This is a genomic window from Aeromicrobium sp. REDSEA-S38_B2, from assembly GCF_001628525.1.
Lineage (GTDB): Bacteria > Actinomycetota > Actinomycetes > Propionibacteriales > Nocardioidaceae > Aeromicrobium > Aeromicrobium erythreum.
This window is the reverse complement of the sequence record NZ_LUNH01000025.1, coordinates 1-22473: the sequence shown is the minus strand read 5'-3', so window position 1 is coordinate 22473 and position 22473 is coordinate 1. Positions and strand designations below refer to the sequence as shown.

The window sequence follows — 22473 nt, the reverse complement described above, 5'->3', positions numbered from 1 at the left end:
TACGAGCCGTCCCGCTGGGGCGTGGGAGGCGGCGAACGATCAGGGCAACGCTTGTACACTCGTGATGGTCCGGCCGGCCCTGGACGGGCCGCGAGAGCTTCCCAGCGCTGCGTGACCCGCAACCGGGTCGAGTCGAGAGGACGTCATGGAGAAGACCGCACCACTCAGTCCGACCTCCAAGGGAGGGCTGACACGGCAGCGCATCCTCGACAGTGCTCGGCGCTGCTTCGCCACGCACGGGTACGAGCGGACGACGATCCGTCGCGTGGCCGAGGAGGCCGAGATCGACAAGTCCTCCGTCATGAAGTACTTCGGCACCAAGGAGAACCTGTTCCGCGAGTGCGTGGCCTGGGACATCCCCATCGACGCTCTGACCTCCGAGGGCCAGGAGGAGTCGGCGCAGCGGTACGTCTCCACGATGCTGCGCATGTGGGAGGCCGACCCGCACTCGCCGATGGCCGTCCTGCTGCGCACCAGCATGACGAGCGAGCTCGCCGCGTCGATGCTCCGAGAGCACATGACCCGTGCGTCGATCGACGTCATCGAGCGGCACATCGACGCCGACGAGGCCCGCCTGCGCGCGGCGATCTTCTCCGCGATCATGATGGGCCTGGCGAGCGGTCGGCACATCATCGGGCTGCCGGACCTCACCGACGCCGACATCGACCGCATCGTCGAGGTCGCGTCTCCTATGGTCGCCACGCTGCTGCACCCCTAGACCGGTCCAGCCGGGGTCGTCCGGCTCTCGCGCCGCCCCTCACGCTGCGACCCCTGCTGACCCTCGACCGCGGAGTCACGGCGCACGGTCAGCGCGACCACGACCGCCGCGAGGACGTAGATCCCCGCGACGGCGAGGAACGCGGTGGTGAATCCCTCCGAGAGTGCCGCGCGGGCGGAGGCGAGCAACGTCGCGTCCCCGGTGGACTCGGCCCGCAGCAGCTCCTGGGCCGCGGACGGCAGCTGGCCGGTGCTGATTTGGGTGGCCAGGACCACGAGCGTCGCGAGACCGATGGCGCCACCCACCTGCTGGGCGGTGTTCATGACCGCCGCCGCAGCACCCGAGTCGGGGCCGTCGACGCGGGACATCGCCGAGATCGTGAGCGGGACGAAGGTCGACCCCAGGCCGAGGGCCGTCACCGCCATGGGCGCCACGATCGCCGTGGCGTAGCCGGAGTCGACGTCGAGGAAGCTCAGCCAGAGCATGCCGAGCGCGGTGACGGACAGGCCACCGCCGGCGATGACGGCCGGCGCGAGCCGCGGGAGGAGCCGCGGCGCCAGCACCCCGGAGCCGACGAAGATGGCCGTCGCCCAGGGCAGGTAGGCCAAGGCCGACTCGATCGCGGAGTACCCCAGCACCTGCTGCATGTAGAGCGTGAAGAAGTAGTACGTCGCGAACATCCCCGTGCCGAGCAGCAGCATCGCGACGTTGGCGCCCGCGCGGGTCCGGTCGCGCAGGATGGCGAGCGGCAGCAGCGGGTGCGCGACACGGTCCTGGGCGACCACGAAGACGCCGATGAAGACCGCGGCCGCTCCGTAGAGGGCGATCGAGGCCGGGTCGCCCCAGCCGTGCTCGCCGCTGCGGGTGATCGCGTAGACGAGCGAGGTCACGCCGAGGGTGCCGAGGACCGCGCTCGGGACGTTGAGCTCGGAGTGGTGGCGCTCCCCGGACCGCAGGTAGCGGGCCCCGAGGAACAGGGCGACGGCGATCGGGATGTTCACCAGGAGCACCCAGCGCCAGCTCGCGTAGGACGTGAGCACGCCACCGAACAGCAGACCCGCGGTGGAGCCGAGCCCGGCCATCGCGCCGTACAGACCCATCGCCCGACCTCGCGCCTGTCCCTCGAACGACGTGGCGATGAGCGCGAGGGCGGCGGGGGCCACGATGGCCGCACCCATCCCCTGCAGGACACGGGCGCCGATGAGGACCTCCTGCGACCAGGCCAGACCACCGAGCAGCGAGGCTCCGGCGAAGAGCACCAGGCCGACCCGGAAGATGGCGACACGTCCGAGCACGTCACCGAGCCGGCCACCCAGCAGCAGGAAGCCGCCGAAGGCGAGCGCGTACGCGTTCACGACCCACGCGAGCAGCACGCCGCTCATGTCGAACGCCTGCTGGATGCTCGAGAGCGCGATGTTCATGATCGTTCCGTCGAGCACGACCATGAACTGGGCGCCGGCGATCACGGCCAGGGCCAGCCCGGGCCTCGTGACCCCTGGACTGTCGGTGGCGGTGGTGACGGTCTTCTCGGTGGTCATGAAAGTCCCCTGTCGTCGGCGGTGGCGTCGCGATCCCGCAGAAGTGTACAAGCGGTGCTTTCTCAGGATAGCGAAAAGTAGCCAGGTGTACACCCCCTGCCGCGCTCGGCGTCCCGGGGCCGCCCGACCCATGGCCCGACCGGGGGTCAGGACCAGGCGGCGCAGACCAGCAGACCGCGCGCCTGCACCCAGCGGCCGGCGACCTCCGCTCGGACGACGGACGCGCTCGATCCGTCCGTGACCGTCGCGACGAAGCCGTCGCCGTCGTCCAGGCGCACCTCGGCGCCGCGGAAGCCGGGCGAGGTGCCGTGCACGGGGAACCAGGTCTTGAAGACCGCCTCCTTGATGCAGAACAACAGCCGGTCCCAGGCGACCTCGGGTCGCGCGGCCGACCGCTCGGCCAGCCAGGTGCGCTCCGTGGCGCTCGCGATCCGCGCCAGCACGGTGGGTGGAAGCGCGTCGGCCGGCTCCGCGTCGACGCCGAGGGCGCGCCACCGCGACGCCTCCCCCAGCGCGGCGGCGACGTAGCCGTCGCAGTGCGTCACCGACCCCACGACGCCCACGGGCCACGTCGGGGCGCCACGCTCGCCGGGGAGGATCGGCACGGGCGCACGCCCGAGGTCGACGAGGGCCTCGCGGGCGAGTCGCCGGCCCGCGGCGAACTGGCGTCGCCGACGCGGCACGGCGGCAGCGACGACCGCGGCCTCCTCGGGGCTCAGGCCCGAGTCGTCACCCTGCACGCGCAGGTCCGCCACGAGCTCGCGCGCCACCACCCCGGCAGGCACCAGCCCGGCGAGCAGCCCGCCGTCACCGCCGCCAGCTCGCGTCACCATCGCCCCAGGCTAGGGCCGTCGCCCCGCTGGGGAACGTCACCGCCCGAGGCTCGGCGTCACTCCGGCGACGACGTCCCGAAGCGCGCCGGCTGCGGGTAGCGCGGGGAGAGCGTGTCGCCCGATGAGGTGCCGGTGAGCCGGCGCTTGATCCAGGGCGCTGCATGGGTGCGGGCCCAGGCCAGGTTCTCGGCACGCAGCTCACGCGGGGTGCGGACGACGGCCTCGCCGAGCGCGAGCGGCTCGAGGTCGTGCGCGACGCCGAGCACGTCGAGCACGGCGATGGCCATGCGCTGGTGACCCGCCGACGACATGTGCAGGCGGTCGACGTCCCACATCCGCGGCTCGCGGTACTCCCGCATGCGCCAGAAGTCGACCAGGCGCGTGCCGTGCCGTTCGGCCACCTCGCGGACGAGCTCGTTGTAGATCGCGAACCGGCCACGCCCTGCCGCGAAGATGGGGAACCCGGCCGGGTCGAACGCGGTGAACAGCACGACCGTGGCACCGGTGCCGGCGAGCCTGCCGACCGCGTCGTCGTAGCGCGCCACGAGGGCGTCGACGTCGACCCTCGGCCGCATGATGTCGTTGCCGCCGGCGTAGAGCGTGACGAGGTCCGGCCGCGCCGCGAGCGCCGGCTCGAGCTGCTCGTCGAGCACCGCACCGAGCTTGCGACCGCGGATCGCCAGGTTCGCGTAGGCGAACGACGAGCCGACCTCCTCGGCCCGCGCGGCGAGCACCTCGGCGACCCGGTCGGCCCAGCCCCGCACCCCGTTCGGCAGCGTCGGGTCGTGGTCGCCGACGCCCTCCGTGAACGAGTCCCCGAGTGCGACGTAGGTGCGGTAGGTCATCGCTCCAGGCTAGGAGCCCGCTCCCGGCGGACCGCGGCCTGGTCCCCGTAGGCTGGCGGCATGGACCTCGGACTGGCAGGCAGGACGTACGTCGTCACCGGAGGCTCCCGCGGCCTCGGCCGCGCGAGCGCGGAGGTGCTGGTCGCGGAGGGGGCGAACGTCGTCCTGTCGTCGCGCTCGCAGGAGTCCGTCGACGCCGCCGTCGCGGAGCTCGGCGACCTCGGGGCCGGTGGGGTCGCGGGCCTCGCGGCCGACAACGCCGACCCCGCCACCGCGGGCGCGCTCATCGCGCTCGCGCAGGAGCGGTTCGGTGCGGTGCACGGAGCCCTCGTCAGCGTCGGCGGCCCGCCCCCGGGCACCGTCCTCGGACGCAGCGACGAGGAGTGGCGCGGCGCGTTCGAGAGCGTCTTCCTCGGCGGCCTGCGGGTGGCCACGACGGTGGCCGAGGCGATCGAGCCGGGCCAGGGCGGATCGATCGCGCTCGTGCTCTCGACGTCGGCGAAGGCACCCGTCACGGGCCTCGGGATCTCCAACGGCCTGCGACCCGGGCTCGCGATGGCGGCGAAGGACCTCGCCGACGAGCTCGGGCCCCGCGACGTCCGGGTCAACGCCCTGCTGCCCGGACGGGTCGACACCGAGCGCGTGCGCGAGCTCGACGCCCTGTCGGGCGACCCCGACGGGTCACGCGAGCGCGCCGCCGCCGGCATCCCCCTGCGGCGCTACGGCCGACCCGAGGAGTTCGGACGGGCGGCCGCGTTCCTGCTCTCCCCCGCCGCCGGCTACCTCACCGGCGTCATGCTCCCCGTCGACGGCGGGACCTCGCGCACGCTCTGACCCGCACCGGCGTCACCGGCGTGGCAGCACCGTGTCGGTCGGCGCGGTCCGGTCCGCGGGCGTCCACCCGGGCGGCCCGAACAGGTAGCCGAGCTTGTCGCGCAGCCGTGGCGTGGAGCGGACGTCGCGGACGATCTCGACGTAGTCGCCGTACTGCAGCCGCAGCAGGTTGTAGGTGTCGACCTGCTTGGTGAGTCCGTACCGGGGTCGGTGCCGCTCCGGCGCGAACGACCCGAACAGGCGGTCCCAGACGATGAGGATGCCGCCGTAGTTCTTGTCGAGGTACTCGGGGTCGCTGCCGTGGTGCACGCGGTGGTGCGACGGGGTGTTCATGACGTACTCGACGGGCCGCGGGAGCCTCCCGACCAGCTCGGTGTGGACGAAGAACTGGTAGACGAGGTTGAGGCCGAAGGCGACGTAGAGCGTCCACGGCGCGAAGCCGAGCAGCGGCAGCGGGAGCCAGAAGAAGAACTCGAACCACGGGTTCCACTTCTGGCGCAGCGCGGTGCCGAAGTTCATGAACTCGCTCGAGTGGTGGGCCTGGTGCCCCGCCCACGCGATGCGCACCCGGTGGCTGAACCGGTGGTGCCAGTAGTAGCCGAGGTCGACACCGAGGACGACGAGCACCCAGTACCACCAGGTGTCCGTCGGGAGGTGGAAGGGCGCCACGTAGGCGTACACGGCGACGAAGCCGAAGAACGTGACCACCTTGAACGCCGTCAGGAACACCAGCGACAACACCCCCATCGAGATCGAGGTGCGGGCGTCCTTCAGGGCGTAGCCGCTGGTGCTGTCGTCGTGGTCGAGCCAGCGCAGGGCCGCCAGCTCCACGAGGATCGCGAGCACGAAGAACGGGGCGGCGTAGGTGACCGGGTTCTTGAGCGGGTCGAGCAGGTCGTGCACAGCGCCTCCAGGTATATGACTTGTGGGTAAGTTACCACCGGTTCATAACGCCGCGCCAGACCCGGATAGAGTCCGGGCCATGGCCGCTCGACCCAACGCCGGCACCAAGGGGGTCCCCCGCGCCGAGCGCGAGCGCCAGATCCTCGCCATCGCCTCGGTCGCCTTCGGCACCCACGGCTTCGTCGGCACCAACGTCGCCGACGTCGCCCGCGCCGCGGGCATCTCCAAGCCGCTCGTCTACGCCTACTTCGGGTCGAAGGAGGGGCTGTACGCCGCCTGCCTCGACCGCGCCGGCGAGCTGCTCGGCGACGAGATCGAGCGCGTGGCGCGTGGCGACGTCGTCGGCCTCGAGCGCGGCGTGCGGACGCTCGAGGGCATGTTCGGCGTGCTCGAGGACCAGCGGCACGTCTGGCGCCTGCTGCACGACCGCAGCGCGCCGTCCACGCCCGAGGTGGCCGCCGTCGTCGCGGCCCACACCGACCGCATCCACGCCCTCGCCCACGAGGGAGTCAGCGAGCTGCTCGCCCTGGCCGGCGTGCGGGACGCCCTCGACGTCTCGGCCATGACCGCCACCTGGCTCGGCATCGTCGACTCGCTCATGGACTGGTGGGTCGCCCACCCCGAGCAGAGCGCGGCCGACATGGTCGAGCGGGTCACACGCCTCGTCGCCGCCCTGTTCACCGACGCCGCCGGCGCGACGCGATGACGGCCCGACCGGGCGTCGCGGTGCTCACCGGCTCCTCCAGCGGCATCGGCGCCGAGGCGGCCGTGCAGCTGGGACGTCGCGGCTGGACGGTCTGCCTGCTCGCCCGCCGCGCCGACGAGCTCGCCGCCGTCGCCCAGCGGGTCCGCGAGGCAGGCGGCACGGCGCACGTGCACCCGGTGGACCTCACCGACGACGCCGACGTCCGGTCCGTCGTCGACACGCTGCTCGCCGAGCACTCGCGCGTCGACGTGCTCGTCAACAACGCCGCCCGCTCCATCCGGCGCCCGATCCGCGAGTCCGTCGACCGGCTGCACGACTACGAGCGGACGATGGCGGTCAACTACCTGGGCGCCGTGCGGCTCACGCTCGCACTGCTGCCCCGGCTCCTCGAGCAGGAGCGGGTCGACGGCTCCCGGGGTCACGTCGTGTTCTCCTCGACGATGTCGACACAGCTGCCGATCCCGCTCTTCTCGGCGTACCTCGGCAGCAGGGCGGCGCTCGAGTCGTTCGCCCGGTCGCTGCTCGCCGAGCACGGCCACGACGGTGTCACGACGACGGTGGTGCACTTCCCGATGGTGCGCACGCCGATGTCCGGCGCGACCGCGATCTACGCGGCGATGCCGATGATGAGCCCGGAGAGGGCGGGCGGCTGGCTCGTCCGCGCGGCGGTCGACCGGCCCACCCGGGTCACCAGCCTCGGCGGCGCCGTGTCGGAGGCCGGCATGTCCGTGCTCCCGGGCGTGCTCACCAAGGTGGTCACGCCCGGCATCCGCCGCATGGACCGTCGACTCGCGCGACGCACGCGCGAGGACTGAGCCGCGCGGTCAGCGATCGTCGGAGCGCCCGCCGCCCGGCCCGACCACACCGGCCTGCTCGAGGGCGCGCAGCACCAGCCCGGCGCCGACCACCGCGGCACCGAGCGCGACGAGCGCGGTCGAGGCGGCCGTCACGCACGAGAGCACGAGCAACGCGCCGCGACCTCCCGAGAAGCCGTCGGGGACGAGGAGCTGCAGCACCAGAGGGATCGCCGCGCCCGTGACCAGCAGCACCACCCCACCCACGAGGATCGAGCGGGCCTCGACGTACGGGGGCGTCATCACGTCTCCTGACCGGTTCCGGACCGCCCAGGAACCTGCACGCAGCCTAGCGGCGGGAGTAGCATCCTCGGCAGACCTCACCACCCCCGAGGTCGACCGTCCGCGCGCCGGCCACCCGCACCGACGCCCTCTGCAAGGAGCCACCCATGCCCGATCCCGTCTTCAGCCACCCGCACGAACAGGTCGTGTTCTGCCACGACGAGGCGACCGGACTGCGCGCCATCATCGGCCTGTACTCCACCGCCCTCGGCCCCGGCCTCGGCGGCACGCGGTTCCACCCGTACGCGAGCGAGGCCGACGCCCTCGCCGACGTGCTGGCCCTCAGCCAGGGCATGGCGTACAAGAACGCCCTCGCCGGGCTCGACCTCGGCGGCGGCAAGGCCGTGATCATCGGCGACCCGCGCACCCAGAAGACCGAGGCCCTCCTGCGCGCCTACGGACGCATGGTCGAGTCGCTGAACGGTCGCTACTTCACCGCGTGCGACGTCGGCACGTTCAGCCCCGACATGGACGTCATCGCGCGCGAGACGTCGTACGTGACCGGTCGCACCGTCGAGCACAGCGGCGCCGGCGACTCGTCGGTCCTGACCGCGTTCGGGGTCTACCAGGGCATGCGCGCCAGCGCCCAACACGTGTGGGGCGACGCGTCCCTCGCCGGACGCACGGTCGGCGTCGCCGGCGTGGGCAAGGTCGGCAGGCACCTCGTCGAGCACCTCGTGGAGGAGGACGCCCAGGTCGTCGTCACCGACGTCGACGCCGAGGCGCTGGGACGCCTGACCGCCCGCTTCCCGCAGGTCCGGGTCGTCGGCTCCACCGACGAGCTCGTGCGCCAGCAGCTCGACGTCTACGCCCCCTGCGCGCTCGGTCGTGCACTGAGCGACGACGTCGTCGACGTGCTCAGCGCCCAGGTCGTGTGCGGCGGCGCGAACAACCAGCTCGCCCACGAGGGCACCGCGAAGTTGCTCACCGAGCGCGGCATCACCTACGCCCCCGACTACTGCGTCAACGCCGGTGGCGTCATCCAGGTGGCCGACGAGCTCGACCCGCAGGGCTTCAGCTTCGAGCGGGCCCAGGCGCGCGCCACCGGCATCTTCGACACGACGCTCGCGGTGCTGGAGCGGGCCGCCAGCGAGCACCTCACGACGGCCGAGGCAGCCGACCGCCAGGCCGAGCAGCGCATGCGGGAGGTCGGCGGCCTGGGCCGCATCCACCTGCCGCGCTGACTCACGACGACGCCACGCCCGGGTCCTGGGCGTCCACCGCCTCGACCATGGCGCCCAGGAACCGGCGGACGACGTCGATCTCGTCGTCGCTGAAGTCCTGCATCGCCTCGGTCATGGCCGCGGCAACAGGACCGAACATCGATCGCGCCGTCTCCCCGGCGGACGCGGTCATCTCCAGGCTCACCCGGCGTCGGTCGCCGGCGTCGTGGGACCGCTCGACGTGCCCGGACCGCTCGAGCCGGTCCAGCAGCGTGGTGGTGGCGGAGGGGCTGAGCATCAGCTCGCGCGCGAGCACCCCTGGCGAGAGCGGGGCACGCCCCTGCTCGCGGGCGCGCGCCAGCGCGAGCAGGGCCGACAGGTCGGAACGATGGAGGCCGCGCGCGGCCCCCGCGCGGTCGGCGTAGCGGGACGATCGCTCGGACAGCTCGCGGACGAGGCGCACCACGTCCAGGCGCTCGCCGGTGGCCCAGGGCACCGCGCCCGCGCCGCCCTCGGGGTCCGTCGACCCGTCTTGCGCGCTCATGTCACCCATCCTATCCTTCTGGCGTGGAAACTTTCGATCATCGAACATTCTCCCTCGCCCGACTCGTCGGGCGAGGACGGTCCGTCGTCGTCCTCCTGCTCGGCCTCGTGATCGCCGGGGCCGTCCTCATTCTCGCGCCCGCAGCCACCCAGAGCACCAACGCCTCCGTGAACCTGCCTGACGACGCGGAGTCCGCGCTCGCCCAGCAGCGCCTCGCCGCACTCCCTGGCGGCGACGACGCCCCTGCGATCGTGGTCGCCTCCCGCGGCGGGGACCGGCTGTCGCAGACCGACCTCGCCGCGCTGGAGCGGCTCGGCGGCACCCTCGGCTCGAAGCTCGACACCCGGGTCGCCGGCCCGGTGCCGTCGCAGGACGGCACCGTCGCGCTGCTGACCGTTCCCCTGGAGGGCGACGTCGACGCCGAGCAGAACACCGAGCGGGTCGAGACCCTGCGCGCCGAGCTCCGCGACGGCCTGCCCGACGGCCTCGACGCCCAGGTGACCGGCGCCCCCGCGATCCAGGCCGACCTCGGCGCAGTCTTCGAGGGCGCCGACGTGCGCCTGCTGCTCGTGACGGCTGCCGTGGTGGCCCTGCTGCTGATCGTCACGTACCGCAGCCCGTGGCTCTGGCTCGTGCCCCTGGCCGTGATCGGTCTGGGCGACCGGGTCGCCGCGAAGGTGGTCGAGGCGGTCTCGCACTGGAGCGGCGTGCCGATCGACGGCTCCACCACCGGCATCACGTCGGTGCTCGTGTTCGGCGCCGGCACCAACTACGCCCTGCTGCTGATCGCGCGCTACCGCGAGGAGCTGCGCCGCCACGAGGACCGCCGCGAGGCGATGCGCCAGGCCGTCGGTGCCGCGGGCCCCGCGATCCTCTCCAGCTCAGGCACCGTGGTGCTCGGTCTGCTGACGCTGCTGCTCGCCGACGCCCCGTTCGTCAGCCGGATCGGCCTGGCGGGCGCCGCCGGCATCGTCGTCGCCGTGCTCTTCGCGCTCGTCGTGCTCCCGGCCGCCATGTCGATCCCGGGCCGCTGGTTGTTCTGGCCGTTCGTGCCCCGCGTCGGCGACTCCGACCCCACCGAGCGCGGCCTGTGGCGCCGCGTCGGTCGGCGGGTCACCCGCCGCCCCGCGCTCGTGACGGTGGGCGGCCTGGTCGTGCTCGCGCTCATGGCCCTCGGGACGCTCGGCCTGCGCACCGGGCTGGGCCAGGACGAGCAGTTCCTCGACACGCCGGAGTCGATCACCGCCCAGCAGACGCTCGCGTCGGCGTTCCCTGCGGGCGCCTCCTCCCCGACCACCGTCGTCACCAGCCCGCGGCTCGCCGAGCAGGTCGCCCGTGCGGCAGCGGACGTCCCGGACGTGCAGTCCGCCGACGTCGGTCGCCCGAGCGCGACCGTGGCGCCGGTGAGCGTGGTGCTGTCCGACCCGCCGGGCAGCGACGCCGCCCTCGGCACGATCGAGCGGCTCCGCGCCGCCGTGCAGGAGGTCGACCCCGACGCCCTGGTCGGGGGTCAGGACGCGCAGGCCCTCGACGAGGCGACGACGGCGCAACGCGACCGGACGGTGGTCGTGCCCGTGGTCCTCGTCGTCGTGCTCGGCATGCTGCTGCTCCTGCTGCGCTCCGTCGTGGCTGCCGTGCTGCTGGTCGCGACGACGGTGCTGTCGTACCTGTCGGCGCTCGGCGTCGGATGGCTCGTGTTCGACCACGTCCTCGGCTGGTCGGCGATGGACGTGAGCACCCCCCTGCTGGCGTTCATCTTCCTGGTGGCGCTCGGGGTGGACTACAACATCTTCCTCACCGCGCGGGCACGGGAGGAGATGCGGGCGAGCGGCGACGCCACCTCGTCGGTCGTGACGGCCCTCGGGGTGACGGGCGGCGTGATCACGAGTGCCGGCATCCTCCTCGCCGCCGTCTTCGCGGTGCTCGGGGTCCTGCCTCTCGTGCTGCTCGCGCAACTGGGCGTCCTCGTCGGCTTCGGCGTGCTCCTCGACACCGTCCTCGTCCGTGGGGTCGTCACCCCGGCACTCGTGGCCTGGTGCGGACGACGCTTCTGGTGGCCGAGCAGGCTCGCCCACGTCCCTCGGCGGGCACGCTGACAGCGCGGCGGTCCCCCGCACGTGCGAGCCGGTCCGGACCGACGTCCGGACCGGCTCGTCACGTCACCGACCGCCCGCGGACGGACGTCAGGGCGTCCGACGGCGCGCGGTCACGTCGACCACGTCCGCACCGGTGCGGACGCACGCGAACAGCCGCCTCGACGGGCGACCGGGGGAACGGGCCTCAACTGGCCGCTTCGTCCCCGTACTTCCTCGCGAGATCGGCGTACTGGTCCGGGATCGGGTCACCCGAGTCCTGGTGGAGTTCCTGTTGCAGATCGTCGAAGTCCGGATCGAAGGTCCGGTACTTCAGGTCGCGTGCGACCTTGGTCTGCTTTGCCTTTGCACGGCCGCGCCCCATGGGTCCGACCCCCTCGCAGAGAAATCGTCAGTATGTCGTGGTGCCTACCCTACCGAACAATCTCGAACGCGCTGGCAGCGGGGGCACGAGTCACGCGTGTCGGTTCTCCAGCGTGACCGTCCCGCCGGGGCCGTGCACGCCGGCCTCGGCCACCTCTCCCGCGACCCACGCCTGGACGCCGTGCTCGCCCAGCAGGCGCACGGCCGCGTCGGCGTCGTCAGGGTCGACGAGCGCGACCATGCCGACGCCGATGTTCAGCGCCTCCTCCAGGTCGTGCTGGGAGACCTCGCCGAGGTCGGACACGAGGTCGAAGATCGCGGGGCGCGTCCAGGTGCTGCGGTCGATGCGCACCGACACGGTGTCGGGGACGACGCGCTCGAGGTTGGCGGCGAGTCCGCCGCCGGTGACGTGCGACATCGCGTGCGTCCGGGTGCGACGGACGAGGTCGAGGCAGGGCAGCGTGTACAGGCGGGTGGGCGTCAGGAGCGCCTCGCCGAGGGTCGCGCCGAGCTCGGACACGTGACGGTCGAGCGACCACTGCGCCTGGCCGAAGAACACGTGCCGCGCGAGCGAGTAGCCGTTGGAGTGCAGCCCCGAGGAGGCCATGGCCACGACGACGTCGCCGGGGCGGACCAGCTCGGCACCGATCAGCGCGTCGGCCTCGACGACACCGGTCGTGGAACCGGCCACGTCGTACTCGTCGGGGTGCAGCAGCCCGGGGTGCTCGGCGGTCTCGCCGCCCAGCAGCGCGGTGCCGGCCTCCGCGCACGCCTGCGCGATGCCCTTGACCACCGACGCGATGCGCTCAGGGACGACCTTCCCGCACGCGATGTAGTCGGTCATGAACAGCGGCTCGGCACCGCAGACGACGAGGTCGTCGACGAGCATGCCGACGAGGTCGTACCCGATGGTGTCGTGCACGTCCATGCGCTGCGCGATCTGCACCTTCGTGCCGACGCCGTCGGCCGACGTCGCGAGCAGGGGACGGCGGTAGTCCTTCAGCGCCGTGGCGTCGAACAGGCCTGCGAACCCGCCGATGCCTCCGACGACCTCGGGACGGCGGGCCTTGTCGACCCACTCCTTCATGAGCTCGACGGCGCGGTCGCCGGCCTCGATGGACACGCCCGAGGCGGCGTAGGCGCTGGGCTGCTGCGTGCTCGTCACTGGATCACCTTCAGAGGCTTCGCGTCGGTCTCGAGCAGGTGCTTGCCGATCAGGTCGTCCTCGGGCAGCGGGACCGGGTAGATGCCGTCGAAGCAGGCGCGGCAGAGCTTCTCCTTGGGCACGTTCGTGGCCTCGACGAGCTGGTCGAGCTCGACGTAGGCGAGGGAGTCGGCGTCGATCGAGCGGCAGATCTCCTCCACGCTGATGCCGTTGGCGATGAGCTCGGCGCGCGAGGCGAAGTCGATGCCGTAGAAGCACGGCCACTTGACCGGCGGGCTCGAGATGCGCACGTGCACCTCCGCCGCACCCGACTCGCGCAGCATCCGCACGAGCGCGCGCTGCGTGTTGCCGCGCACGATCGAGTCGTCGACGACCACGAGCCGCTTGCCGGCGATGACGTCGCGCAGCGGGTTGAGCTTGAGCCGGATGCCGAGCTGCCGGATGGTCTGCGAGGGCTGGATGAACGTGCGCCCCACGTAGGAGTTCTTGACCAGGCCGTGGCCGAACGGGATCCCGCTCTCCTCGGCGTAGCCGATGGCGGCCGGCGTGCCCGACTCCGGCACGGGGATGACGAGGTCGGCGTCGACCGGGTGCTCGCGCGCCAGACGTCGGCCGATCTCCGCACGCACCGTGAAGACGCGCTGGTCGGAGATGGTGGTGTCGGGGCGGGCGAGGTAGACGTACTCGAAGATGCAGCCCTTCGGCTCGGCCGGCGAGAACCGCTCGGTGCGCAGACCGTTCTCGTCGATGGCGATGAACTCGCCCGGCTCGATCTCGCGGATGAAGGAGGCGCCGACGATGTCGAGGGCGGCGGTCTCGCTGGCGACGACCCACCCGCGCTCCAGGCGGCCGAGCACGAGCGGGCGGATGCCCTGCGGGTCGCGCGCGGCGTAGAGGGTGTGCTCGTCCATGAACACGAGCGAGAAGGCGCCCCGCAGCTTCGGCAGCACCTCGATCGCGGCCTCCTCGACCGACCGGTCGGGGTAGGCCGCCAGCAGGCTCGCCATGACCGACGTGTCGGTGGTGGCGGTCTCGCCCTTGCCGCGCCGGCCGGGACCGTTCTCGGCCGTCCGCTCCTGCAGCATCGTGACGAGGTCGGCGGTGTTGGTCAGGTTGCCGTTGTGCGCGAGGGCGACGGATCCCTGCGCGGTGGGCCGGAACGTCGGCTGGGCGTTCTGCCACACGCTCGCGCCCGTGGTGCTGTAGCGCGAGTGCCCGATCGCGACCGAACCCACCAGCGACTCCAGCGTCGACTCGTCGAAGACCTGGGAGACCAGCCCCATGTCCTTGTAGACGAGGATCTGCTTGCCGTTGCTCACCGCGATGCCCGCCGACTCCTGGCCCCGGTGCTGCAGGGCGTACAGACCGAAGTAGCTGAGCTTCGCGACCTCCTCACCGGGAGCCCACACCCCGAACACGCCACAGGCGTCCTGGGGTCCGACGTCCTGAGGATCGATGTCGTGCGTCAGCCGACCGTCTCCGCGTGCCACCGCACCAGTGTAGGGGCCCGCCAGCACCCTCGGGACCGCCCTGGGCGTGACGTGGGCGGTAAGGGCTGGTGGTGCGATGGCTGAGGGGCTTCGTCCTGCTGGTGCGCTGCCTGCAGTGGTCTCGTCGCCTGCTGCGCTGCCTGCGGTCGCCGCGACCTTGCCGGTGCGCTGCCTGCGGGGGTCTCGCCGTGCTGGTGCGCTGCCTCGGCTGGCGCTGGGTGTGGTCTCCGAAGGGCCTCGACCGGGCGGCTGGCGGGCGCGTTGGGTTGGGCACTCGGGCTGCGGCCCGCGTCGGACGCAAGGATCTGCGTTCGTGCGTGGGACTCCGAGGCTTCTGCGTTTGCTACGGGATCCCGTCACCAACGCAGAAGCGTCCGGCCTCAAGCGCGCGAAGGAAGAATCGTGGGTGCCCTTGGGGGTGGGGTGGGCAGCGCTTCTCCCTTCTCGTGGCACGGTCCACGAGAAGGGAGAAGCACTGCCACGTCTGACCCCGCCGGCGGTGGATCTGCCACCTGTAGGGCCCTCAGAAGGTGGCAGATCCACCGATGGGACGCGCCAACGCGGAACTTTGGCCCGAGAACGCAGAAACGAAGAATCGTGTGTCCAAAGGCGAGCTCAGGCCAGACCCCGAGACCCGGAGCCGCCCCCAGGCCCACTGCCGGTCGAGGCCCTTTCGGAGACCAGACCCAGCGCCAGCCGAGGCAGCGCACCAGCAAGGTCACGACCCCCGCAGGCAGCGCACCAGCAAGGTCAGGACCTCCGCATCAGCCAGCCCAGACCCACCCACGAATCCGCCGAGAGGCGCCCCCGCCCCGACCGCCCTAGCGTGGACGGGTGCTCACCGCTGCTCTCTACGGTGCCGCGACGGCCGTGCCGCTCGTGGGGGGCGCGGCTGTGGGTCTGCGGTGGCGGATCCCGAAGCCGGTGCTCGCTGCGCTGATGGCGTTCGGGGCGGGGACGATGATCGCGGCGGCGTCGGAGGAGCTGTTCGGGCCGGCGTTCACGGAGGTGGGGGCCGGGCTGGCGGGTCTCGGGCTCATCGGGGGCGCGGCGGCGTACGTCGTCCTCAGCCACCTGCTCGACACCCGGCTCGGGACGTCGGCGGTCGGGCTCGGTCTGCTCCTGGGCGCGTTCCTCGACGGCGTGCCGGAGAACACCGCGCTGGGGGTGTCGCTGCAGGAGGGCGGGCTCGCGCTGCTGGTCGCGATCGCCGTCGGCAACACCCCCGAGGCGATCGCCAGCGCCGCCTCCCTGCGCGAGGACCCCGCGCTCGGGCCGCGCCGCGGACTGCTGCTGTGGGCCGGCGTCGGCGTCCTGCTGACCCTCGTCACGGTCGCCGCGCACGCCGGCAGCGACGTCGTCTCCCCCGCGGCGATCGCCGTCGCCCAGGCCGTCGCCGGCGGTGCGACCCTGGCCGTCCTCGCCGACACGCTCCTGCCCGAGGCCTACCGCGACGGCGGCTGGTGGATCGGGCTGTCCACCGCGCTCGGGTTCTGGCTGGCGTTCGTGCTCGGCTGACCCGCCGCGCCTCGTCGTGCGGCGCCCGGGCACCTCCGCCACGATGGACGCATGACGTCCGACCAGGTCACCGCCGAGCGGCTCGTCGCCGCGCCCGCCGACCGGATCTTCGCGATCCTCGCCGACGCGGGACGGCACCAGCTGATCGACGGGTCGGGCACCGTGCAGGGCACCACGGCCGAGAGCGAGCCGCTCTCGATGGGCTCGACGTTCGGCATGTCGATGAAGATGGGCCTGCCCTACACGACCCGGAACGAGGTCGTGGAGTTCGAGCCGAACCGGCGCATCGCCTGGCGCACCACCGGCCTGTTCGGGATCATCGGCGGACGCACCTGGCGCTACGAGCTCGTCGACCAGGGCACCAGCACCATCGTCCGCGAGACGTGGGACATCAGCCGCGACCGGCAGCGGATCTTCCTGCGTCGCGGCAACCTGCCGCGCACCACCAAGCGGAACATGGAGCGGACGCTCGAACGTCTCGCCGAGGTCGTCGAGCAGGCCTGAGCCACGCTCGACCCTTTCCCCGGTGACCCGGGGCCCTCTAGGCTGGCGTGACCCACGCCACAGAGGAGCGCCCGTGCCCGACCTGCCCGACGCCACGTACCTGTCCGACTTCCACCAGCACCGCGCCGAGCAGGACCCCGACGGTCGGTGCTGGACCTACCTCGACCGCACGTGGACGTGGGCCCAGGCCTGGGACGACGTGCGGCGCTTCGCCGGCGCCCTGCAGGCCGAGGGCATCACGCGCGGCGACCGGATCGCCTTCCTCGACAAGAACAACCCGGCGATCCTCATGGCGACGCAGGCGTCGTGCCTGCTAATTGCAGACAGCGAGATTCCAGTGATTGCGGTAGACGATCCGGTGATTCTCGATGCGCTGCACAGGTTTTCTCCGCTTGCGGTGACCGACCGAGATCGGCTGCTACCGCTCCGGCCCGAGTCGGTGGCGTACGTGATCTACACCTCGGGGTCCACCGGGCGCCCGAAGGGCGTGATGCTCACGCAGCACAACATGGTCGAGCACACGCGCAACGCGAAGGGCGACGTCGAGTACGGGCCCGACGACACGATGCTCGTCGCGATGCCGATGTTCCACGTCGGCGGCTCGTCCTACGCCCTGTTCGGCCCGGCCACCGGCACCCACGGGTACATCATCCGCGAGGTCGACCCGACGCTCCTCGCCGGCGCGATGGCGGCCGGGGTGACCCACGCGTTCCTCGTGCCGGCCGTCGTGGCAGGGCTGCTGCAGGCCGGACCCCAGGCGATGCAGCTGTTCAGTCGGCTCAAGGTCTTCTCCTACGGCGCGGCGCCGATGCCGTTGCCCGTCCTGCGCGGCGCGCTCGAGCACTGGCCCACGACCCAGTTCATGCAGGTGTACGGCATGACCGAGATGGGTGGCGTCGTGACGATCCTCGACGACGCCGCGCACCGCGACGAGGACCACCCCGAGCGGCTCGTCTCGGCCGGTCGGCCGATCCCCGGCGTGGAGCTGCGTGTCGTCGACGTCGCCACCCTGCGCGACGTCGAGCCCGGGCAGGCGGGTGAGCTGTGGTGGCGCACCGAGCAGAGCACGGTCGGGTACCTCGGCCGCCCCGACGCCACCGCCGAGCTCCTCCAGGACGGCGGCTGGCTGCGCTCGGGCGACATCGGCCGCGTCGACGACGGCGGGTTCGTCTTCATCGAGGACCGCGTGAAGGACATGATCATCACCGGCGGCGAGAACGTGTACTCCCCGGAGGTCGAGCGCGTGCTCGCGGAGCACCCGGCGGTGCTGGAGACTGCCGTGATCGGCGTCCCGGACGACACGTGGGGCGAGTCGGTGAAGGCCGTCGTCGCGTTCCGGCCCGAGCACCAGATCGACCCGCAGGAGCTCATCGACTACGCCCGCGAGCGCCTCGCCCACTACAAGGCACCGAAGTCGGTCGACGTCGTCGAGGCGCTGCCGCGCAACCCGTCGGGCAAGATCCTCAAGCGCGACCTGCGCAAGGGCTACTGGCCGCAGGACGGGCGCCAGGTCTGACGGCACGACGCGGGCCCCTGGACGCAGCAACGGCCCCGACCCTCCAGGGGTGTGGGCCGGGACCGTTGTGGTCCACAGCATACACCGGGTGAACAGGTTCTCGCGCGGTCGGGAAAGTTCTCAGCGGTGTGGAAAGCGCACCGGATCAGGCGTCCGGGTCGGCCGCCTCGGGCACGTCGAGCGGCAGGTGCGGCGACAGGTCGGACCGCTGGCCCGAGGCCCGGACCCGCGTCCGGTCAGCGGCGGCCTCGGCCCAGGCGACCTGGCCCCGCGCGAGCGCGATCCAGGTCGCCGCGTCCATCTCGACGACGGCCGGCGGCGTCCCCCGCGTGTGGGTGGACCCCTCGATGCACTGCACCGCCGCGTAGGGCGGCACGCGCACCTCGACGCTGCGGCCGGGCGCACGGCGCGCCAGCTCGCCCAGGTAGTGCTTGACGAGCGGCTTGAGCACCTCGCGCGAGGCGTCGCCGTCGTCGAGCCGGGCGAGCAGGCCGTCGACCACCTCGGGCGTGAGCCCCACGGTCGGCCGCGCCACCGGCCTCAGGCCTCCAGGATCGGGCCGAGCGCCGCCGGCAGCGTCCGCCGCCAGGCGTCGCGCAGGTCATCGACGTCGATGGTGAACTGGCCCGCCACCTCGAAGGAGCACCCGCCGGTGCGGCCCACCGAGGTGAGCGTGACGCCGTGCTCCTGCGCGATCTGGACGACCTCGTCGTGGTGGTGCTCCGGTACGGCCAGGAGCGCGCGGGCGGCGGACTCGCTGAACAGCTGCAGGAACGGGTCGTCGTCGAGCTGCAGCTGCACGCCCACGCCGTGCGCGAAGGACCCCTCGGCGAGGGCCATGGCCAGGCCGCCGTCGGAGAGGTCGTGCGCCGACGTCAGCAGGCCCAGACGGCCCGCCTCGCGCACCACGGCCGCCAGGGCCTGCTCGGCGGCGAGGTCGACCGCAGGCGGCAGACCGCCCAGGTGGCCGTGCACGGTGTGCGCCCACGCGCCGCCCGAGAGCTCCTCACGGGTGTCGCCGAGGACCAGCAGGTGGTCGCCGTCGCGGGTGAAGCCCTGGCGCACGCGCTGCCGGACGTCCTCGATGACGCCGAGCACGCCGACGACCGGCGTCGGGAGGATGGCGGTCTCACCGGTCTGGTTGTAGAAGCTGACGTTGCCGCCGGTGACCGGGATGCCGAGCTCGGCGCACGCGTCCTTGAGACCGTGCGTGGCCTGCTCGAACTGCCACATGACCGCCGGGTCCTCGGGCGAGCCGAAGTTGAGGCAGTCGGTGACCGCGAGCGGCAGCGCACCCGAGACCGCGACGTTGCGGAACGACTCGGCGAGCGCGAGCTGCGCACCGGCGTAGGGGTCGAGCTTCGCGAACCGGCCGTTGCAGTCGGTCGAGACGGCCACGCCCAGGTGGGTGCTCTCGTCGACCCGGACCATGCCGGCGTCCTCGGGCTGCGCGAGCACGGTGTTGCCCTGCACGTAGCGGTCGTACTGGTCGGTGACCCACGACTTGTCGGCGAGGTTCGGGCTCGTGACCACCTGCACGACCTGGCGGCCGAGCTCCTCCCCGGTGCTGGGCCGGGGCAGCTGCTCGGCGGTGTCGGCCTGCAGCGCGTCCTGCCAGTCGGGGCGGGCGGACGGGCGCTCGTAGGTGGGTCCGTCGTGCGCGACGGACCGCGGCGGCACGTCGACGATCGTCTCGCCGTGCCAGTCGATGACCAGGTGGTCGCCGTCGGTGACCTCGCCGACCACGACGGCCTCGACGTCCCACTTCTGGCAGATCGCCATGAACGCGTCGAGGTGCTCGGGCTCGACGACCGCCATCATGCGCTCCTGGCTCTCGCTCATGAGGATCTCCTCGGGCGAGAGCGACGGGTCGCGCAGCGGGACGGTGTCGAGCTCGACGTGCATGCCGCCGTCGCCGGCGCTGGCCAGCTCGCTCGTGGCGCACGACAGGCCGGCGCCGCCGAGGTCCTGGATGCCGTTGACGACCTTGGCCGCGAACAGCTCGAGGGTGCACTCGATGAGCAGCTTCTCCATGAACGGGTCGCCGACCTGGACGCTGGGACGCTTGGCCGGGCCGTCGGCGTCGAACGTCTCGGAGGCGAGCACGGACACGCCGCCGATGCCGTCGCCACCGGTGCGGGCGCCGTAGAGGACCACCTTGTTGCCGACGCCGGACGCGAACGCGAGGTGGAGGTCTTCGTGGCGCAGGACGCCGACGCAGAGGGCGTTGACGAGCGGGTTGCCGAGGTAGGTGTCGTCGAAGACGACCTCGCCGCCGATGTTGGGCAGGCCGAGGCAGTTGCCGTAGCCTCCGACGCCGGCCACGATGCCGGGCAGCACGCGGGAGGTGTCGGGGGCGTCGAGGGGGCCGAAGCGCAGCGGGTCCATGACGGCGACCGGGCGGGCGCCCATGGCGAGGATGTCGCGGACGATGCCGCCGACGCCCGTGGCGGCGCCCTGGTAGGGCTCGACGTAGGACGGGTGGTTGTGCGACTCGACCTTGAAGGTGACGGCGTAGCCCTGGCCGATGTCGATGACGCCGGCGTTCTCGCCGATGCCGGCGAGCGTCTTGCCGAGCGGCGTCTCCTGGGGCAGCTCGCCGAACTTCTTGAGGTGCACCTTGGAGGACTTGTAGGAGCAGTGCTCGCTCCACATGACCGAGTACATGGCGAGCTCCGCGCCGGTGGGGCGACGGCCGAGGATCTCGACGATCCGCTCGTACTCGTCGGGCTTGAGCCCCAGCTCGGCCCACGGGAGCTCGCGCTCGGGCGTCTCCTTCGCGTGGGCGACGGTGTCGAGCTGGCGCGGGCTGTCGGGCAGCGGGGCGTCGGTCACCTGAGAATCCTATCGGCGGGCGCGGCCGGGCCGGTGGACTGTCGGCGCGTCAGGCGGTGACGTCGCCGATCGCGAGCGCCGCGGCCGTGTTGACGAGCCACGGCAGGGCCGCGAAACCGACCAGTACGCCGACCACGACGAGCGCGATCGCGGAGCCGCGCAGGGCGCGCGGCCGCAGCACCCAGAGGGCGACGAGGCAGCCGACGAGCACCACCCCGCTGGCGATGGCGGTCACGAGGACGTAGCGCCCGAGGTCGGTGCTCGGGAACGACGCCTCCGGGGCCCCTCCGGGCAGGATCAGCACGTCCGTGCCGAGGAGGTAGCGGGCGGCCACCGAGAACAGCAGCGTCAGCGTCGTGCCCAGGGCACCCCCGAGCGCCACGCCCCAGCCGAGGCTGCGCCCCACGTCGGTCCGTTCCACGCGCCCGAGCCTAGACCGTCGCACCGACCCCGCCGCCCGGCCCGTGCCCGCCCCCTGGGCGGTAGGTGGGCCGCGGAATGCGGGCCGAGGGTAGGTCGGCCGCGCTACCGGGCCCGGGTAGGGCGCCTCACCTACCTCCCGCGGACAGACTCACCAGCGCCAGCAGCAGACCGTCGCGACGGACCGACGCCGAGATGGCGTCCGCGGCCGACGCGGGGAGGTCGGGGCCGGTCTCGACGGGCGTCGTGCTCATGAGCAGCATCTGGCCCGCGAGCACGAGCACCAGCGTGCCGGCCCCGGCGAGGCCTGCGCAGGCAGCCCACGCGGCCGGGCGTCGGACGTCGCGGTGCAGCACGCCGTCACCCTAGTGCGCGAGCACGCGCAGCGTGAACGACGCCGTGCCGCCCTCGTCGAGGCGCTCGGCGGACCGCACGGCCTTCTTGACCGGAAGCACGTACGCGCGCTGCTGCGCGGACGGGAACACCGACGTGCGCCAGGTGGTCGCGCCGACGGTCACCTCGACCCGCACCGAGCCGAAACCTGCGGCCGTCGGACCGAAGCGCTCCTCCACCTCGTCGGAGACGTCGTCGGGCACGGTCACGAAGTGCCAGGCGCCGTCGCGCCAGAGCTCGGCGTCGAAGGTCCACGTCGCGTCGTCCACCCGCTCATGGTGGCGGGGCCGGCGGGGTCAGCGCCAGACGCCCCGCTCGTACTGCGGCGGGTACAGGCCCGCGGGCGGGTCGCCGAGCTCGTGGGCGGCGCGCTGGGGCCAGCCCGGCTCGCGCAGGGCGGCCCGTGCCAGCAGCACGACGTCGGCGTCGCCCCGCTCGAGCACCTCCTCCGCCTGCTGCGGGTCGGTGATCAGGCCCACCGCGCCCACGGGCAGGCCGGATCCGTCGCGCACCTCGCGCGCGAGCGGCACCTGGTAGCCGGGCCCGACCTGGATGTCGGCGGGCAGCAGGCCGCCGCTGGAGACGTCGACGAGGTCCACGCCGTGGTCGGCGAGCTCGCGCGAGAGTCGCGCGGTCTCGGCCGACGTCCAGCCGCCGTCGAGCCAGTCGGTCCCCGAGAACCGCACCACGAGCGCCTTGTCGTCGGGCCAGGCCGCGCGGACCGCGTCGACGACCTCCACGACCAGCCGCGTCCGGTTCTCGAAGGAGCCGCCGTACTCGTCGTCGCGCTCGTTCGACAACGGCGAAAGGAACTGGTGCAGCAGGTAGCCGTTGGCCGAGTGGACCTCGACGCCGTCGACACCGGCCTCGACGGCGTTGCGCGCCGCCTGCACGAACTCCTCGACGATGCCGGGGACCTCGTCGGTGCCCACCGCGCGCGGCTCGGGGTGGGGGAC

Annotated in this window: 24 protein-coding genes; 9 read left to right on the top strand and 15 right to left on the bottom strand. The window is 72.7% G+C overall.

What is annotated here, in order from left to right:
• The first annotated feature begins 145 nt into the window (after window positions 1-145).
• Window positions 146-718, top strand: coding sequence for a TetR/AcrR family transcriptional regulator (locus A6Q81_RS06665; protein ID WP_067854317.1), 573 nt, complete (start codon window positions 146-148; stop codon window positions 716-718).
• On the opposite strand, the gene A6Q81_RS06660 is transcribed toward A6Q81_RS06665, so the two are convergent.
• The 3 genes from A6Q81_RS06660 to A6Q81_RS06650 form a co-directional block, all read right to left on the bottom strand.
• Window positions 715-2256 carry an MFS transporter gene (locus A6Q81_RS06660; RefSeq protein WP_286689921.1) on the bottom strand — a complete coding sequence of 514 codons (1542 nt, stop codon included), beginning with the start codon at window positions 2254-2256 and terminating at the stop codon, window positions 715-717. The genes A6Q81_RS06665 and A6Q81_RS06660 overlap by 4 nt on opposite strands.
• 146 nt (window positions 2257-2402) lie before the next feature.
• Window positions 2403-3089 (bottom strand): 4'-phosphopantetheinyl transferase family protein, encoded by a 687-nt coding sequence (locus A6Q81_RS06655; RefSeq protein ID WP_286689920.1) that lies wholly within the window; start codon window positions 3087-3089, stop codon window positions 2403-2405.
• A gap of 56 nt (window positions 3090-3145) precedes the next feature.
• Entirely contained in the window at window positions 3146-3934 is a 789-nt protein-coding gene (locus tag A6Q81_RS06650) for an SGNH/GDSL hydrolase family protein (RefSeq protein WP_286689919.1), read from the bottom strand.
• 60 nt (window positions 3935-3994) lie between these two features.
• Here A6Q81_RS06650 and A6Q81_RS06645 point away from each other — a divergent pair, with 60 nt between their 5' ends.
• On the top strand, window positions 3995-4768 hold the full coding sequence (locus A6Q81_RS06645) for an SDR family oxidoreductase (RefSeq protein ID WP_286689918.1): 774 nt from the start codon (window positions 3995-3997) through the stop codon (window positions 4766-4768).
• Window positions 4769-4780: 12 nt separating this feature from the next.
• On the opposite strand, the gene A6Q81_RS06640 is transcribed toward A6Q81_RS06645, so the two are convergent.
• Window positions 4781-5671 (bottom strand): sterol desaturase family protein, encoded by an 891-nt coding sequence (locus tag A6Q81_RS06640; RefSeq protein ID WP_286689917.1) that lies wholly within the window; start codon window positions 5669-5671, stop codon window positions 4781-4783.
• Window positions 5672-5750: 79 nt separating this feature from the next.
• Between A6Q81_RS06640 and A6Q81_RS06635 the strand changes: the two genes are divergently transcribed.
• Together A6Q81_RS06635 and A6Q81_RS06630 are read left to right on the top strand one after the other, a co-directional pair.
• A complete protein-coding gene (locus A6Q81_RS06635; RefSeq protein ID WP_286689916.1) occupies window positions 5751-6377 on the top strand; it encodes a TetR/AcrR family transcriptional regulator in 627 nt (208 codons plus the stop codon).
• Entirely contained in the window at window positions 6374-7192 is an 819-nt protein-coding gene (locus A6Q81_RS06630; RefSeq protein WP_286689915.1) for an SDR family NAD(P)-dependent oxidoreductase, read from the top strand. Before A6Q81_RS06635 ends, A6Q81_RS06630 begins: the two co-directional genes overlap by 4 nt.
• Window positions 7193-7201: 9 nt before the next feature.
• Here A6Q81_RS06630 and A6Q81_RS06625 read toward each other — a convergent pair whose 3' ends face one another.
• Window positions 7202-7474, bottom strand: a complete 273-nt coding sequence (locus A6Q81_RS06625; protein ID WP_286689914.1) for a hypothetical protein — start codon at window positions 7472-7474, stop codon at window positions 7202-7204.
• A gap of 146 nt (window positions 7475-7620) precedes the next feature.
• On the opposite strand from A6Q81_RS06625, the gene A6Q81_RS06620 reads away from it, so the two are divergent.
• Window positions 7621-8697: a Glu/Leu/Phe/Val dehydrogenase dimerization domain-containing protein gene (locus A6Q81_RS06620; RefSeq protein ID WP_286689913.1), complete on the top strand. Its 1077-nt coding sequence runs from the start codon at window positions 7621-7623 to the stop codon at window positions 8695-8697.
• A gap of 1 nt (window position 8698) precedes the next feature.
• Here A6Q81_RS06620 and A6Q81_RS06615 read toward each other — a convergent pair whose 3' ends face one another.
• Window positions 8699-9220 carry a MarR family winged helix-turn-helix transcriptional regulator gene (locus A6Q81_RS06615; RefSeq protein ID WP_286689912.1) on the bottom strand — a complete coding sequence of 174 codons (522 nt, stop codon included), beginning with the start codon at window positions 9218-9220 and terminating at the stop codon, window positions 8699-8701.
• A gap of 23 nt (window positions 9221-9243) precedes the next feature.
• On the opposite strand from A6Q81_RS06615, the gene A6Q81_RS06610 reads away from it, so the two are divergent.
• Window positions 9244-11316 carry an MMPL family transporter gene (locus A6Q81_RS06610; RefSeq protein WP_286689911.1) on the top strand — a complete coding sequence of 691 codons (2073 nt, stop codon included), beginning with the start codon at window positions 9244-9246 and terminating at the stop codon, window positions 11314-11316.
• 184 nt (window positions 11317-11500) lie between these two features.
• Here A6Q81_RS06610 and A6Q81_RS06605 read toward each other — a convergent pair whose 3' ends face one another.
• The 3 genes from A6Q81_RS06605 to purF form a co-directional block, all read right to left on the bottom strand.
• Entirely contained in the window at window positions 11501-11677 is a 177-nt protein-coding gene (locus tag A6Q81_RS06605; RefSeq protein WP_083516201.1) for a DUF3073 family protein, read from the bottom strand.
• A 90-nt stretch (window positions 11678-11767) separates the two neighbouring features.
• The gene (gene purM / locus A6Q81_RS06600; protein ID WP_286689910.1) at window positions 11768-12841 is read right to left on the bottom strand and encodes a phosphoribosylformylglycinamidine cyclo-ligase; all 1074 of its coding nucleotides are present in this window, start codon (window positions 12839-12841) and stop codon (window positions 11768-11770) included.
• Window positions 12838-14331 (bottom strand): amidophosphoribosyltransferase, encoded by a 1494-nt coding sequence (gene purF / locus A6Q81_RS06595; RefSeq protein ID WP_067854285.1) that lies wholly within the window; start codon window positions 14329-14331, stop codon window positions 12838-12840. Before purF ends, purM begins: the two co-directional genes overlap by 4 nt.
• A gap of 834 nt (window positions 14332-15165) precedes the next feature.
• On the opposite strand from purF, the gene A6Q81_RS06590 reads away from it, so the two are divergent.
• The 3 genes from A6Q81_RS06590 to A6Q81_RS06580 all read left to right on the top strand — a co-directional run bounded on the left by A6Q81_RS06590 (window position 15166) and on the right by A6Q81_RS06580 (window position 17869).
• Complete coding sequence (locus A6Q81_RS06590) at window positions 15166-15849, top strand: ZIP family metal transporter (protein ID WP_067854282.1); 684 nt, start codon at window positions 15166-15168, stop codon at window positions 15847-15849.
• Window positions 15850-15900: 51 nt separating this feature from the next.
• Entirely contained in the window at window positions 15901-16353 is a 453-nt protein-coding gene (locus A6Q81_RS06585) for an SRPBCC family protein (protein ID WP_286689909.1), read from the top strand.
• Between the two features lie 73 nt (window positions 16354-16426).
• Entirely contained in the window at window positions 16427-17869 is a 1443-nt protein-coding gene (locus tag A6Q81_RS06580; RefSeq protein ID WP_286689908.1) for an AMP-binding protein, read from the top strand.
• 145 nt (window positions 17870-18014) lie between these two features.
• On the opposite strand, the gene A6Q81_RS06575 is transcribed toward A6Q81_RS06580, so the two are convergent.
• The 6 genes from A6Q81_RS06575 to A6Q81_RS06550 form a co-directional block, all read right to left on the bottom strand.
• Window positions 18015-18404, bottom strand: a complete 390-nt coding sequence (locus tag A6Q81_RS06575) for a sterol carrier family protein (RefSeq protein ID WP_083516199.1) — start codon at window positions 18402-18404, stop codon at window positions 18015-18017.
• Window positions 18405-18409: 5 nt separating this feature from the next.
• A complete protein-coding gene (purL, locus tag A6Q81_RS06570; protein ID WP_286689907.1) occupies window positions 18410-20704 on the bottom strand; it encodes a phosphoribosylformylglycinamidine synthase subunit PurL in 2295 nt (764 codons plus the stop codon).
• 49 nt (window positions 20705-20753) lie between these two features.
• Window positions 20754-21125 (bottom strand): hypothetical protein, encoded by a 372-nt coding sequence (locus tag A6Q81_RS06565; RefSeq protein WP_144433642.1) that lies wholly within the window; start codon window positions 21123-21125, stop codon window positions 20754-20756.
• 127 nt (window positions 21126-21252) lie between these two features.
• Window positions 21253-21480, bottom strand: coding sequence for a hypothetical protein (locus A6Q81_RS06560; protein WP_286689906.1), 228 nt, complete (start codon window positions 21478-21480; stop codon window positions 21253-21255).
• A gap of 9 nt (window positions 21481-21489) precedes the next feature.
• On the bottom strand, window positions 21490-21786 hold the full coding sequence (locus A6Q81_RS06555; protein WP_286689905.1) for a DUF1905 domain-containing protein: 297 nt from the start codon (window positions 21784-21786) through the stop codon (window positions 21490-21492).
• Window positions 21787-21813: 27 nt separating this feature from the next.
• Window positions 21814-22473: oxidoreductase (locus A6Q81_RS06550; RefSeq protein WP_502692805.1), on the bottom strand; the 660-nt coding region annotated here is incomplete at its 5' end.